This is a genomic window from Pseudomonas sp. OV226, from assembly GCF_003148705.1.
In the GTDB taxonomy this organism is placed as follows: Bacteria; Pseudomonadota; Gammaproteobacteria; order Pseudomonadales; family Pseudomonadaceae; genus Aquipseudomonas.
Genome location: NZ_QGGS01000015.1, coordinates 42,790 through 55,698, shown reverse-complemented (window position 1 = coordinate 55,698; position 12,909 = coordinate 42,790). Strand labels below are relative to the sequence as shown.

The following is a 12,909-nucleotide window of genomic DNA, read 5'->3' as shown; positions in this document are numbered from 1 at the left end:
GGCTGCTACTCTGCACCGTGTAATTCAGTTTTTCCCGAAAGGCCGCTTCGATTTTCACGACATTTGACAATGTCGCCGGTGCTGCGGAATCAATGACAGGCATGTCGACTATTAATAGCCACTGATAGTCTTGGGTAGAAAGCCCGGATAGAGTTCATGGCATTAGAGGTTACTTTGACGAGGTTTGCGATGTCCCGCACGATCCGTTTTCACAAGTTTGGTCCAGCCGAGGTGCTCAAATGCGAAGAGCATGCGGCAGTGCTTCCTGCTCCGGGCGAAGTGCAGGTGCGCGTCGAGGCGATTGGCATCAGCTGGTATGACACGCTTTGGCGCCAGAATCTGGCCTCGTCCCACGCTCGTCTGCCTTCGGGCCTGGGCCAGGAAATGTCCGGCGTCGTTACGGCGCTCGGCGAGGGCGTGGATGACCTGGCAGTGGGTGACAAGGTCGCCAGCTTCCCGTCGCAAAGCCCGAACGATTATCCGGTGTACGGCGAGCAAATTGTTCTGCCTCGCTCGGCGCTGACCCGCTATCCCGATGTGCTGAACCCGATCGAAGCGGCCGTGCATTACACGCCGTTGCTGATTGCTTACTTTGCTTACGTCGATCTGTCACGCGTCAAGCCCGGGCAATTCGTCCTGGTGACCGACGCCAGCCATTGTGCCGGACCTTCGTTCGTCCAGCTTGGCAAGGCCTTGGGTGTACGCGTGATTGCTGCCACCAAAACGGCGGATGAACGTGAGTACCTGTTGTCGCTCGGTGCCGAGAAAGTGATCGTCACCGAAGAAGAAGATCTGCTCATGCGGATCAACAAAATCACGGACAACCGCGGTGTGGATGTGGTGTTCGATGGTTTGGGCGGTCCGCAGATGTCGCTGCTCGGTGATGTGCTCGCACCGCGTGGAAGCCTGGTGTTGTATGGCCTGCAAGGGGGCAACCAGACGCCGTTCCCGGCCTGTGCAGCGTTCCAGAAGAACATTCAGTTCTTTGTGCACTGTATCGGCAATTTCACCGGCAAGCCGGAACTGGGCATCATCCAGGACCAGGTCGCGCTGCAACGTGCCTTGCGTGACATCAACCAGTTGACCGCGGACCGCGTGCTGCTGCCGCTCAAGACTCGGGTCTTTCCGTTTTCCGAGTTTGTCGAAGCACATCGCTACATGGACGAATGCCCGTGCCGCGAGCGGGTGGCCCTCCAGGTCGAGCCTGTGTAACTCCCCGTTAAAAAGTCCGTGCTTGCACGGACTTTTTCATTCCCTTGTCGAAAGCACGAGGCGTCCTGTCAATCCATGACGGGGCCGTTCAGCAACTGAACTGGTTTTTGCCCTCAATCTGTATCTTCTAATCATCATATAAGCCTTGATAATTGAATGATTACTTTCATCTCAAGGAATGAGCTATGGCTGTTTATAGGGGCTCCGTAATACACGCTCAACAATTAGTGTGTTTTCGAAAAGTTGAGGAAGTGAGCAGGGTAACTTCTTTCTTTATTTGTCGTACTACCTGTCTGTGGGAAGTTGTCGGATATTTCCTAGGATGTCTCGTGCCCTCGCCAGAGGCCCGCCCTGCATGGGCTGAAGGCTCTCGGCGGCACGGCGCATCATTGGTTGCGCCTAATCATTTCAAATAATGACTAAAAACCAAGTGTTAATATTTCATATCAACTCCAGCACTCTAATCATGACAGGTGACCGATTGCATCATGCATGACGTTGTTTGTGTGACATCGACTCTATGAGTAACAGGTAAACGAAGATGACCAATACCCATGATCAGGCAATGAACTATGTTTATCAGCAAGTACTGCAACGATTGCTGAGTTTTTTCTCACGGGCTGAACGTACGGCTTTGCAACTGATGATTCAGCGCATCGTGGTCGCAGCCGGTGGCATGGAACGTATCGGCGAATACAAGGTGCTGACGATCCAGTCCGGCACCCGAGACAATTGCTACACCCTTGCTCTGCTGCGCGCCGCACAATTGAGTATTGCCGGCCGGGCGCCGGCGACATTCCAGCTGCGGGTGGCGACCTCGCGATCGAACGGGGTGGTGTCGGCGGCCCTTGAAAACATCCATCGCAGTTGTAGCGCATTGTTTCTTTACGATGATCCTCGCGTTGAAGTGTTGATGGTCGATAACCGCGAGGTCCTGCCGTTCAATCATGCGGTGGCAATCTCCGAAGCCGGACGGGAGTCAAATCGCCTCAATCTTTTGATGGTGGGTCACCGTCGAACCTGGAACGGCCCCCTCGACCTTTGGGATGACGCCTACCTGGCAACCGGCGAGTTCTACGGGCAGATAGCCCGCTGGGATCGCGGTGTCGATGCCTTGGTCAGCAGCGATTCGCCTCGTCAGCAAAAGCAGTTACTGGAGGGGTTGAACCGTGCTGCGGCGAAGGCCGGTTTCAAGGCCCCAGATCAACCGGAAACCAGCTATGAGCAGCTCTTTGCTCGACTCGATGAACTGGGCAGCGATTGCTATCGCGAGTTTTATCCAGATCACGAACAAGCCGCGTGGCGCCCCGCAGAAGGTTTTGAGGCGTGTCGCCGTGCGACCTACATCGATATTCACGACATGTTGGTCAGCAACCTGGAAGAGCGCTGGCCGCTGCTCACCGAGTTCCTGAAGTTTCAACCTGACGGGCTGACGACTCAATTGAGCGATTACGAATTCGTCAGCCTTTCGATTGCCGCACACCTGCGGGGGCTGCAAGCCTGCTTCGTGCAGGGTCGCGCGTATGAGGCCGGTGTTGCCGACTATGTGCAGCGGGTATTGGTGATGATGCGCCGCAAGCACCTTCCTGAGCATGCGTGTGAACAGGCATTACAGGCGTTTTGTGCCCCGGCAATCCTGTCCGATCAGCGGGAATTGGCGGCGATAGAGGCTCAAAGGACTTTGGGTCTGAATGAAGCTCAGTTGGTGTGTTTGCTGTTCGCTCCTTTTGTCGAGCATGGCGCATCGCTTGAATACTTTCTGCGCCAGTGTCATCCCGGCATGCTCGTGGCATTGCCGGACCTGCATCGGGCCATGCAGGGCATGCCTGCACCCGAGCAGGTTTTGCAATGGATGGTCGACGTCAGCGGGTTACCCGTCAGCCTGATCGGTACGCTTTATCGCATGGGGCCGGTGGTCAGCGGCGAACCTGCGGACGTGGGGCAGAGCGCAGATACAAGGGAGATTGACGTTGTGACGAGCGAACGGTCAGCGGGACGTTGAAGGTGCCCGGCTTGGTAACGTCCGCTCAGCGGCTTTGGGCCGTGTTCAGCGTGTTCGGTCATTGCTCATGAAAGGACCCCGAGAAACCGATTTCGCTTATCAGGCGGTGTACCGCTACCTGACCCACCTCATCAGCGAGCCGGCCAGCGATACGCGCGTGCGGCTTCCTTCGTTACGACAGTTGGCGGAACGCCTGAGCGTATCGATTTCCACCATTCAGTACGCTTACTCGCTGCTGGAAAAGGAGGGGCGAGTCTATTCGGTCGCCAAATCCGGTTACTACGCATTGCCCGTGTCCTTCATCCGGCCGCCGTGCAGCGGCAATGACCTGCTGGAGACGGTTTATGTCAATGCCAGGCGCCCGGGAATGCTGGTGTTGAGTACCGATGAACCTGCGCTGTTGCAGCCGTTGGACAGCCCACTGTTGCTGCTGGAGCGAGAGCTGTTGCGCCAGTATCCGCGCCAGCCGCAATCGAGTGTTCAACCTTGCGGCGAACGGGAACTGCGCGCGGCGCTGGCGGCACGCTATACCTCCTCGCCAGCGCGTTGTTGGCACGCCGACGATGTCTACATCGGCGCCGATCTGCGGGGCGTACTGGAAATATTGATCGCGGTGCTTTGTCTCAAGGACGCAACGGTCGTGGTGGAGTCGCCCTGCGACTGGTCGATCTTGCGCTTGTTTGACGCCTGCGATGTAAACGTTGTCGAGGTGGCATTGCAAGCCGATGGTGGGCTTGATCACGACCATCTGCAGTTGTTGCTGGAGTCCGAGCCGGTGAGACTTGTGATGCTGTCGTCCGGCCTGAACATGCCGCGTGGCAGTGTGGCCTGCGACAGCAACAGACAGAAAACCGCACAGTTGCTGGAGCGGCACGGTAGTTGGGTGTTGGAGAATGACTGTTACGGCGAACTTGAATATGAACCCGGCCGTCCACGGTTTCGCGATTTACTGGACCCGGACAGATTGATCGTATTTTCCACGTTCGAGAAAGTCATCGGGCCAGAAGCGCCTTATGGTTATCTGCTTTCGCGGCAACTGCGCAGTGAACTGCAGCGGCACTTTCTGCTGCGCTCGTTCCGCTTGTCGCCGATCCGCCAGAAAGCCATCGCGCGCCTGTACAACAATGGGCGGATCGACCAGCACTTGTTGGTGCTGCGACGACTGCTCAAGGAGCGCAAAGTGCAAATGACCCAGTTGCTTGAGGAGCGCCTGGCGGATGCGTTGCACTATGTCGACCCCAAGGGCGGAGCGACGGTCTGGGTTCGTTCGTTGCGTCGGGTCGATGTGCGCGGCGTGTTCCACCGCCTGCTCAAGCAACAAGTGGTGGTGGCGCCGGGGGAATTGTTCAGTTTGCGCGGGCTGCATGCGCAACATTTACGATTGAGCCATACCTTTGGCGGTGAGCATGATCTTGGCGTTGCACTGGGCTTGCTGGGGGATGCCTTGCGTCTGGAGGCGGTCGATTGAACGAGGTTATAAAACATCCTCGATCTTCCTGGATCGATAACATCGCGTTGCGGTCAAACTGCCAGTAAACTGCGATCCAATTCCTGAACCACTCTATTTCAGAGGTTTTGCATGACACTCAGTCCTTTTGCGGGCAAACCGGCACCGGCAGAATTGTTGGTCGATATCCCGCGACTGGTAACGGCCTATTACACCGGCCAGCCTGACGCCGCCATCTCAACCCAGCGTGTAGCATTTGGCACGTCCGGGCACCGAGGCAGCTCGTTCGACCTGAGTTTCAACGAGTGGCACGTTCTGGCTATCAGCCAGGCGATCTGCCTGTATCGCGAAGCCCAGGGCATCGACGGCCCGTTGTTCGTCGGGATCGACACCCACGCACTGTCCACGCCGGCGGGTGCCAGCGCCCTGGAAGTGTTGGCGGCGAACGGCGTCACCGTGATGATCGCCGAAGGCGATGAATACACGCCGACCCCGGCCATTTCCCATGCCATTCTCTGCTACAACCGTGGTCGCACGTCGGGGCTGGCGGACGGTATCGTCATCACGCCGTCCCACAACCCGCCGCAAAGCGGTGGCTACAAGTACAACCCCACCAACGGTGGTCCGGCCGATACCCATATCACCAAGTGGATCGAGGCCAAGGCCAACGAACTGCTGGCCGCCAGGCTCGCTGGCGTCAAGCGCATCAGCTATGAGCAGGCCCTGAAAGCCAGCACGACTCACCGTCACGATTACCTCAATACCTACGTTGCCGATCTGATCAACGTGATCGACTTCGACGCCATCCGTGATGCCAAGCTGCGTCTGGGCGTTGATCCGTTGGGCGGAGCAGGGGTGCGCTACTGGTCGGCTATTGCCGAGCACTACCGTCTGGACCTCGACGTGGTCAACAAACAGGTTGATCCGACGTTCCGGTTCATGACCGTCGATTGGGACGGCCAGATCCGCATGGACCCATCGTCCAGCCACGCGATGCAAGGCCTGATCGGCCTCAAAGAGCGCTTTGATGTCGCGTTTGCCTGCGACCCGGATCATGACCGTCATGGCATCGTTACGCCGTCCGGTGGTTTGCTTGCACCGAACAATTACCTGGCGGTATCGATCGACTACCTGTTTCAGAACCGCCCGCAGTGGCGCGCCGATGCAGCCGTGGGCAAGACCGTGGTCAGCAGCGGCTTGATTGATCGCGTTGCCAAGCGCCTGGGGCGTCGATTGTACGAAGTGCCCGTCGGCTTCAAATGGTTTGCTGACGGTCTGTTCGACGGTTCGCTGGGTTTCGGCGGCGAAGAAAGTGCTGGCGCCTCGTTCCTGCGCAAGGATGGCGGTGTCTGGTGCACCGACAAGGATGGCTTGATCCCGGCACTGCTGGCAGCAGAAATGACTGCTCGCACCGGCCGCGACCCGAGTCAGGCCTATCGTGCATTGACCGACGAACTCGGCGAGCCGTTCTCGGTACGCGTGGATGCCAAGGCCAACCCTGAGCAGAAAGCCTTGCTGAGCAAGCTGTCGCCGGATCAGGTCACCTCGACCGAGCTGGCGGGCGAAGCCATCCAAAGCATCCTCAGCCATGCGCCGGGTAATGATCAGGCCATCGGCGGCCTGAAGGTCATGACTGAAAACGGCTGGTTCGCGGCGCGCCCATCGGGCACGGAAGACATCTACAAGATCTACGCCGAAAGCTTTGTGAGTGATGACCACCTCAAGCAATTGGTGGCAGAAGCACAAACACTGGTGGATGGCGCCGCTGCGAAGTGATTGAAGACCCTATCGAGGGCAAGCCCGGCTCCTACAGGTTCAGTGGTGAACACAGATTTTGTGTTTGACCCCCGACACTGTGGGAGTCGGGCTTGCCTGCGATGGCGTCGGTACAGTCACCAAAAATCCAAAAAAAGGGGCGACCATAGGGTCGCCCCTTTTTTATCCGGCGTTTTTTACTCGATCAAGCCAGGTCGACCAGGACGATTTCACTGTCCTCGATCGCTGTCACTCGCAACACCTGCTCATCGGCCACGGCAACACCGTCTCGAGCTTGTGCACGCAAGCCGTTGACTTCAATGACACCGGTGGCTGGCACCAGGTAAGCGCGACGACCGCTGTCCAGGCGATATTCAGCCGATTCACCGGCCTTCAGGTTGGCCGCCACCAGCCGCGCATCGGCACGGATTCGCAAACTTTGATCGTCACCGGATTTGCCGCTGGCCAGAGTCACGAAGCCTTCACGCTCACCTTTCGGGAACGGCTTGGCGCCCCAGGACGGTGCAAGACCGGACTCGTTCGGGATAATCCAGATCTGGAAAATCTTGGTCGGTGTCGCCTCCAGGTTGTATTCGCTGTGTGCGATCCCGGTGCCGGCGCTCATCACCTGAACATCACCTGCTTCGGTGCGGCCCTTGTTGCCAAGGTTGTCCTGGTGAGTAATCGCGCCTTCACGAACATAGGTAATGATTTCCATGTCCCGATGCGGGTGTTGTGGAAACCCGGTGCCAGGGGCGATCACGTCATCGTTCCACACCCGCAGGTTGCCCCAGTTCATGCGCTTGGGGTCATAGTACTCAGCGAACGAAAAGTGATGATGGGCATCCAACCAGCCGTGATGGGCGCCACCCAAAGAGCTAAAGGATCTGAGTTCGAGCATGATCGTTTCCTGAAAGGGGTTAATGGCGAGCATCATCTATCAGGCACTCATCGATAAAAAGCGTAAAAAATGCCTCATTACCATCGAATTAGTTGATGCAAAATAACCTCAAAACGTTCTCATCCAGCCTTCACTTCATCGCATAAGCCAATGACCTGTAAGCATTTCACTAGAACTGAACAGCAAATGCAGACACCATAGCCCTCAACAGCCTCACACCCTGGAGTCAGCCCGCGTGCCGCAACACACCCCCGATCTTCCTCCCGAACTTCGTCCCTTGACCGAGATGCCGCTGCTCAAACGCCTGGCCGCCCGATTCTTCGGTCATGGCTTGACCCGCCTGCGCGCCCAACACCGCGCCTCCTGGTTGCATGGGCAGGCCGACGGTTTTCGCAGCGGTCACAGCGCGGGGTTCGACTACGGCTACAAAGAAGGCCGGGTCGAAGGTTTGGAAGAAGGCCGGCAGGTGTTGCTGATCCGCGACTCGCGTTCAACCGAACATCGGCCACCCAACGTCGATGACAATCTGTTTGACGATTGGCGACTGCCATTGAGCGCTGAACTGAAGAGGCGCATGAGGGCTGATGTGGCCAGTCTGATGCCATCGCATGCCCAGCCGAGCGCTGCCCAGTGGAAGATGATTTTCAGCGATACGCCGTCAACGTCAGTGATTGCCGGGGCGGGCGGAGGCAAATCGACCACGCTGGTGCTGCGCATCCTGCTGCTGACTCACTACCTGGGTTTCGAGCTGGATTCGATGACCGTAGTGACGTTCACTCGCGAGTCACGTAAAGACTTCATTAACAAGCTGATCGAACTGTTTGCGTTGTGGGACCGTGCGCTGAGCCTCAAAGAGGCGCGCAATCTGGTGCGCACTTTCCACTCTCGTATCCTGCCGATGGTACGCAGCCTGCCGGGATTCGAGCGTTTGCAAGCGTTCGAAAACCTCAGTGATCGCGCGCAAAACGGCGACGAGGAGGTCGACAGTAATCCGTTCGACTTGCGTATCAATGATGCCCAGCGACAGCGGCTCAACGCCTGTTATCACCAGTTGCATACCCGTGACGAACGCTTTCGCGAGTTAATCAAGCCGTTGTCCCGTCACGCCTTGCAACTCAAGGAGCTGGAGCGCGACCACCCGGATGTACAAAAACGCGTGGCCGTGACCGAATTGGCCGCCAAGCGCGATGAAGAGTTATGTGATGCCATTGAAGACCTGTGGTTTCGCGCTGGCGCCTGGCCCATCAAGGGCATTGAGCCGAAACGCCAGACTTTCGATATCAATGGCTCGACGTTCCATTGCCACGGTTACATCCCGAGTCTGGATGCGTGGGTCGTGCTGGGGTTCGATCCCCGGGAAAACCCGCAGGTCTGCCGTCCGAATGCCAAGCTAACGGTCCGTGCAGAATGGGCGGTTAAGCGCACCCTGTTTCAAGCTTTCTGTCGTAAGCCATTGATATGGCTTGATAGTTACGAGTCATCAAAGCGCATTTTGACCTCGTTGGCAGGCGATGCCAGTGCGGGGCCGGGCTTTGATTACAAGGTAAAAGGAGAGCTGGCGTCAGCCCCCTTGCTGGATTGTTTTGTCGCGGCGGCCGGGTTCATAGAAAACCTCGGCCTGGATGTTCCGGGCGCAGTTGGTCAGATGAGTTTCGCCAAGGATGACCCCGACCGGTTCTTCTTCGAGGCGTTGAGTCTGTTCTGGCGGGCGCTGGAAGATCACCTGCTCGATCAAAAGCCCCCGGTGATGACCTACAACCGAATGTTCGCGCTGTTCAGTGAGCACTCTCCAGAAAACCTGAAACTGCTCAGTGACGAGCTGCTGCGGCCACTGTCACACCTGATGATTGACGAATTTCAGGACGTATCGCCACAAATCGTCTCCTGGATTCGCGCAAGCCTGGTGGAAATTCGCAGTCGCGGTCCGGCGATGCACATTGGCCGGGGGGCGCAGCGTTCATCCTTGCTGTGCGTCGGCGATGACTGGCAGTCCATTTACGGCTGGCGCGGCAGTTCGCCGACGTACTTCATGGAGTTCAACAAAGAATTCCCGTCACCCGGCACTACCAAAGTCATGCTCGGCGACAACTATCGCAGCCATCAATACATCATCGACGCTGCCGAGCATATCGTCCGTGCGGCGCCGGCTATCGCAGGCAAGAAAGCCAAGGCTTGTGGCGAGCCCAAAGCGTTGTTGCCGGTAAACGTTCTGGATCGAGACGATCAGGGCATGGCACAGCGCCTGATGGAACACTACCGGCAGGGTGATTCAATCTTGATGTTGTATCGAAAAAGTAGCGATAAGTTATTGATAGAACAACATATTCAGTCGGTTATTAATGTTGATTCTAGCTTGCCTTATGACGAGCGCCGACTCAAACAGCTCACCTATCACAGCGCCAAAGGCTTGCAGGCTGACGCAGTATTTTTGCTGGGCGATTGTCAGCATTTGACCCAGTCACCGTACAAGAACCAGGTTTACCAGATGGCGGGCCTTGGCAAGGCAGGCGACAGTGAGCCGTACGACAGCGCGCAAAAGGACGAAATCCTGCGACTGGCGTACGTTGGCATCACCCGGGCAGTGAGTCATTGCTACTGGTATGTGGAGGGGCAGGACTCATCCGCGGTGAACATGCCCAAGGCGTCCGACCGAATCGGCAGCGGCAAAGCGTTTTTTGCCGATCATCGTGTTGGTCAGAAGTCAGCGTGACCTGAATCTCACCCAATAAAAAGCCCACATCGCGTGGGCTTTTTATTGAGTGTTCAGCCATCAGGCATAGCTTCTGAGGGCCACAGGTGGGATGAACGCCTCAAGTTCATCCTCGACAGCTTCAATGATTCGCTCGACATCCGTAGCGTTCATGACGGTTGCGCAAGGAATACCGGCAATGGCGATCATGGTCTCGCCACTGGCGCGATCAAACAGCCGCGCAATCATGCTGCCCGGCGCGTCCATGCTCGCCTCGAATCCCATGGGATGAAAATGCCAGCGCATCAGCTGGCAGGCGTTTGGAAACGTGACTTTGCTGAAAGACCCTTTATTCATATGTTGCCCGCCTTCTTCATCGAGCGCTTCCTTTAGCTCAGTTTAGGAGGGGTAGAGCCTTCAATGGCTCAACCGGTGACTGCATTTAAAAGTAGCACCGGTATGTGAAAACGATGTGATTTTTTTCGGTTCCATTGAGCGGTTCGTCGATTTTTTTGTAAGGGTGTCACGCTGGGTTTTCGCAGGGCATTTTTGCAGCCATTGAAGCCTTCGCCGAACTTGGGCAAGCTCGGCGTTTTCGCCCTGGGTTTTTTATGCACACCGATGATGATGGGCCGCAGCAGACCCGGGTCACGGGCGAGACGGTCATGCGCTACCACTTGTGCTGGAAGCACCGCGATCTGGATGGCGTGATGGCGCTTTATCACCCCGAGATCCAGTACCACGACTTTTTCCAGAATCGCGTGATGGGGCTCGATGAACTGCGTGAGTACGTGCGCGTCAGCATGCCTCGCAACCCGGGCGAAGCGCTGGAACATTCGGACCGGATTCGCCTCGACGGCAACACCGCGTTTATTCAGTACCGGATGACCTTGCGTGGCGGTGAGGGGCTGGTGTCCTTCCACACCAGCGAGGCAATCACGGTACGTGATGGCTTGATTTGGCGGGTCAACGAATACGCCACGCTGGTCCACGAGCAGGCAGACAACAAGGCGAGCAAGGCGCTGCGCCCGGCCGTCAGTCGTCTGGGGTTGTCGCCGAGACAATTGAGTTTCATGGCCGATGACTTGCAGCAGTATTTCCAGCGTCAGCAACCTTACCTGGACCCCGAGCTCGACCTGCAACGGGTAGCGAAGGAGTGTGGCTACAGTCGCAACCAGATTTCCTACTTGCTGAATCAGGTGCTGGGCCAGAGCTTCTATCGCTACGTTAACCAGGCGCGCTTGCAACATCTGCTCAGCGCACTGGACGCTGCCACGCCGCCATTGCGTATCGACGAGCTGGCGTTTGCCGCGGGTTTCAATTCGCTGTCGGCGTTCTACAACTGTTTTCGCCAGCACACCGGTCTGTCCCCCAAGGCCTATGCAAAACAAATTTCTTTGCGTGCACGCGCGCAAGACAGTCCCTGAGCCCACGCACTAGGATCGACGCCATCGAAGTTTGAGTGGCGGAGTCTTGCATGTCGGCGTGGCGCACTATCAGTTTATGGATGGATCAGCTCGACGAGCCGTTACTGGCTCGTCCGGCGCTGGAGCACGACCTGGACGTCGACGTCGCAATCATCGGCGCCGGCTATACCGGGCTCTGGACGGCGTATTACCTCAAGCGTCTGGCACCGGGCCTGGACATCGCTATTGTCGAAGCACAAACCGCCGGTTTTGGCGCCTCGGGCCGTAATGGCGGCTGGTTGATGGGCAATATCCTGGGTGAGGACCGCTTGCTCGCCGATTTGTCCCCGGAACAACGCCGCGCGTCATTCGATCTGCTGCACGCCATTCCTGATGAAGTGGAAGTCGTCCTTGAGCGTGAGGGCATCGCCTGCGATTACCGCAAAGGTGGGGTGCTTTACTGCGCCGCACGCTACCCCGAGCAGGAAGTCAGCCTGCGCCGCTATCTGGACGACCTTTACCGCCAGGGCCTGACCGAAAGTGATTACCGCTGGCTCAGTCCCGAGCAACTGGCGCAACAGATCAGAATTGCGAAGCCCTATGGCGGTATCTATGCACCGCACGTCGCGACCCTCCATCCGGCAAAGTTGGTGCGAGGTTTGGCTCGGACGGTGGAAAACATGGGGGTAAAGATCTATGAAAACAGCCCGGTCACGCAGTGGCAGTCGGGGAGTTTGCACACGGCCAAGGCACAGGTTCGCAGCCGCTGGATTGTCCCGGCAGTAGAAGGCTACGCAACCACCTTGCCGCCGCTGGGTCGGTATCAACTGCCGGTGCAAAGCCTGATCGTTGCCACGGAGCCGCTGTCGGCTGCGGTCTGGGACGAAATCGGTCTGAATCAAGGCCAGGCGTTCAGCGAGAGCAGCCGCCAGGTGACCTATGGCCAGCGTACTGCCGACAACCGCTTGGTATTTGGTGCGAGGGGCGGGTACCAATTCGCCGGCAAATTACGCCACGACTTTGACCTGACAACCCACGAAGTGGAGCTACGGCGCTATCTGTTCGGCGAGCTCTTCCCTCAGATGAAGAACACACGGATTACCCACGCCTGGGGCGGCAACCTTGGCATGTCGCGGCGCTTCAAACCGCACATGTTGTGTGATCACGCCAGTGGCATTGCCTTGTCCGGTGGTTATGGCGGGGAGGGTGTCGGTGCCAGCAACCTGGGCGGACGTACCCTTGCTGATCTGATTCTTGAGCGCGATACGGAGTTGGTACACCAGCCTTGGGTCATGCCGGGTGGGCTCGACACACTCAAGGCCTGGGAGCCGGAACCCTGCCGCTGGCTCGGTTACAACGCGATCATCCGCAGCTTTGTCCACGAAGACCAGACCCTGGCCAACCCGGCTACCGCACCCTGGCGCCGCAAGCTGGCCAGCGGGGTCGCGGGGTTCATGGAAGGCTTCATGCAGTAAACAGCGCTTTCTCCCTCGACAG

Annotated in this window: 9 protein-coding genes; 7 read left to right on the top strand and 2 right to left on the bottom strand. The window is 57.6% G+C overall.

Going from position 1 to position 12,909, the window contains the following annotated elements; translation table 11 throughout:
* Positions 1 to 189: 189 nt before the first annotated feature.
* From C7534_RS21395 to pgm, 4 genes are all read left to right on the top strand, one after another.
* The gene (locus tag C7534_RS21395; RefSeq protein ID WP_046033150.1) at positions 190 to 1,212 is read left to right on the top strand and encodes a zinc-dependent alcohol dehydrogenase family protein; all 1,023 of its coding nucleotides are present in this window, start codon (positions 190 to 192) and stop codon (positions 1,210 to 1,212) included.
* A gap of 541 nt (positions 1,213 to 1,753) precedes the next feature.
* Positions 1,754 to 3,214, top strand: coding sequence for a hypothetical protein (locus C7534_RS21390; RefSeq protein ID WP_109786946.1), 1,461 nt, complete (start codon positions 1,754 to 1,756; stop codon positions 3,212 to 3,214).
* Between the two features lie 67 nt (positions 3,215 to 3,281).
* Positions 3,282 to 4,682 carry an aminotransferase-like domain-containing protein gene (locus C7534_RS21385; RefSeq protein ID WP_109786945.1) on the top strand — a complete coding sequence of 467 codons (1,401 nt, stop codon included), beginning with the start codon at positions 3,282 to 3,284 and terminating at the stop codon, positions 4,680 to 4,682.
* 111 nt (positions 4,683 to 4,793) lie between these two features.
* A complete protein-coding gene (gene pgm / locus C7534_RS21380; protein WP_109786944.1) occupies positions 4,794 to 6,437 on the top strand; it encodes a phosphoglucomutase (alpha-D-glucose-1,6-bisphosphate-dependent) in 1,644 nt (547 codons plus the stop codon).
* Between the two features lie 184 nt (positions 6,438 to 6,621).
* Here the strand turns inward: pgm and C7534_RS21375 are convergent, their stop codons facing one another.
* Complete coding sequence (locus tag C7534_RS21375) at positions 6,622 to 7,317, bottom strand: pirin family protein (protein WP_046033190.1); 696 nt, start codon at positions 7,315 to 7,317, stop codon at positions 6,622 to 6,624.
* 235 nt (positions 7,318 to 7,552) lie between these two features.
* Here C7534_RS21375 and C7534_RS21370 point away from each other — a divergent pair, with 235 nt between their 5' ends.
* Positions 7,553 to 10,027: a UvrD-helicase domain-containing protein gene (locus C7534_RS21370; protein WP_109786943.1), complete on the top strand. Its 2,475-nt coding sequence runs from the start codon at positions 7,553 to 7,555 to the stop codon at positions 10,025 to 10,027.
* A 60-nt stretch (positions 10,028 to 10,087) separates the two neighbouring features.
* Here C7534_RS21370 and C7534_RS21365 read toward each other — a convergent pair whose 3' ends face one another.
* Entirely contained in the window at positions 10,088 to 10,363 is a 276-nt protein-coding gene (locus C7534_RS21365; RefSeq protein WP_109786942.1) for a DUF1652 domain-containing protein, read from the bottom strand.
* Positions 10,364 to 10,617: 254 nt separating this feature from the next.
* Here C7534_RS21365 and C7534_RS21360 point away from each other — a divergent pair, with 254 nt between their 5' ends.
* Positions 10,618 to 11,433, top strand: coding sequence for a helix-turn-helix domain-containing protein (locus C7534_RS21360; RefSeq protein WP_109786941.1), 816 nt, complete (start codon positions 10,618 to 10,620; stop codon positions 11,431 to 11,433).
* 50 nt (positions 11,434 to 11,483) lie between these two features.
* A complete protein-coding gene (locus tag C7534_RS21355; RefSeq protein WP_109786940.1) occupies positions 11,484 to 12,887 on the top strand; it encodes an NAD(P)/FAD-dependent oxidoreductase in 1,404 nt (467 codons plus the stop codon).
* Positions 12,888 to 12,909: the final 22 nt, after the last annotated feature.

Bases quoted from the DNA above. Each gene is read 5' to 3' on its own strand.
- C7534_RS21395 (WP_046033150.1), top strand. From the start codon at position 190: ATGTCCCGCACGATCCGTTTTCACAAGTTTGGTCCAGCCGAGGTGCTC.
- C7534_RS21390 (WP_109786946.1), top strand. From the start codon at position 1,754: ATGACCAATACCCATGATCAGGCAATGAACTATGTTTATCAGCAAGTA.
- C7534_RS21385 (WP_109786945.1), top strand. From the start codon at position 3,282: ATGAAAGGACCCCGAGAAACCGATTTCGCTTATCAGGCGGTGTACCGC.
- pgm (WP_109786944.1), top strand. From the start codon at position 4,794: ATGACACTCAGTCCTTTTGCGGGCAAACCGGCACCGGCAGAATTGTTG.
- C7534_RS21375 (WP_046033190.1), bottom strand. From the start codon at position 7,317: ATGCTCGAACTCAGATCCTTTAGCTCTTTGGGTGGCGCCCATCACGGC.
- C7534_RS21365 (WP_109786942.1), bottom strand. From the start codon at position 10,363: ATGAATAAAGGGTCTTTCAGCAAAGTCACGTTTCCAAACGCCTGCCAG.
- C7534_RS21360 (WP_109786941.1), top strand. From the start codon at position 10,618: ATGCACACCGATGATGATGGGCCGCAGCAGACCCGGGTCACGGGCGAG.
- C7534_RS21355 (WP_109786940.1), top strand. From the start codon at position 11,484: ATGTCGGCGTGGCGCACTATCAGTTTATGGATGGATCAGCTCGACGAG.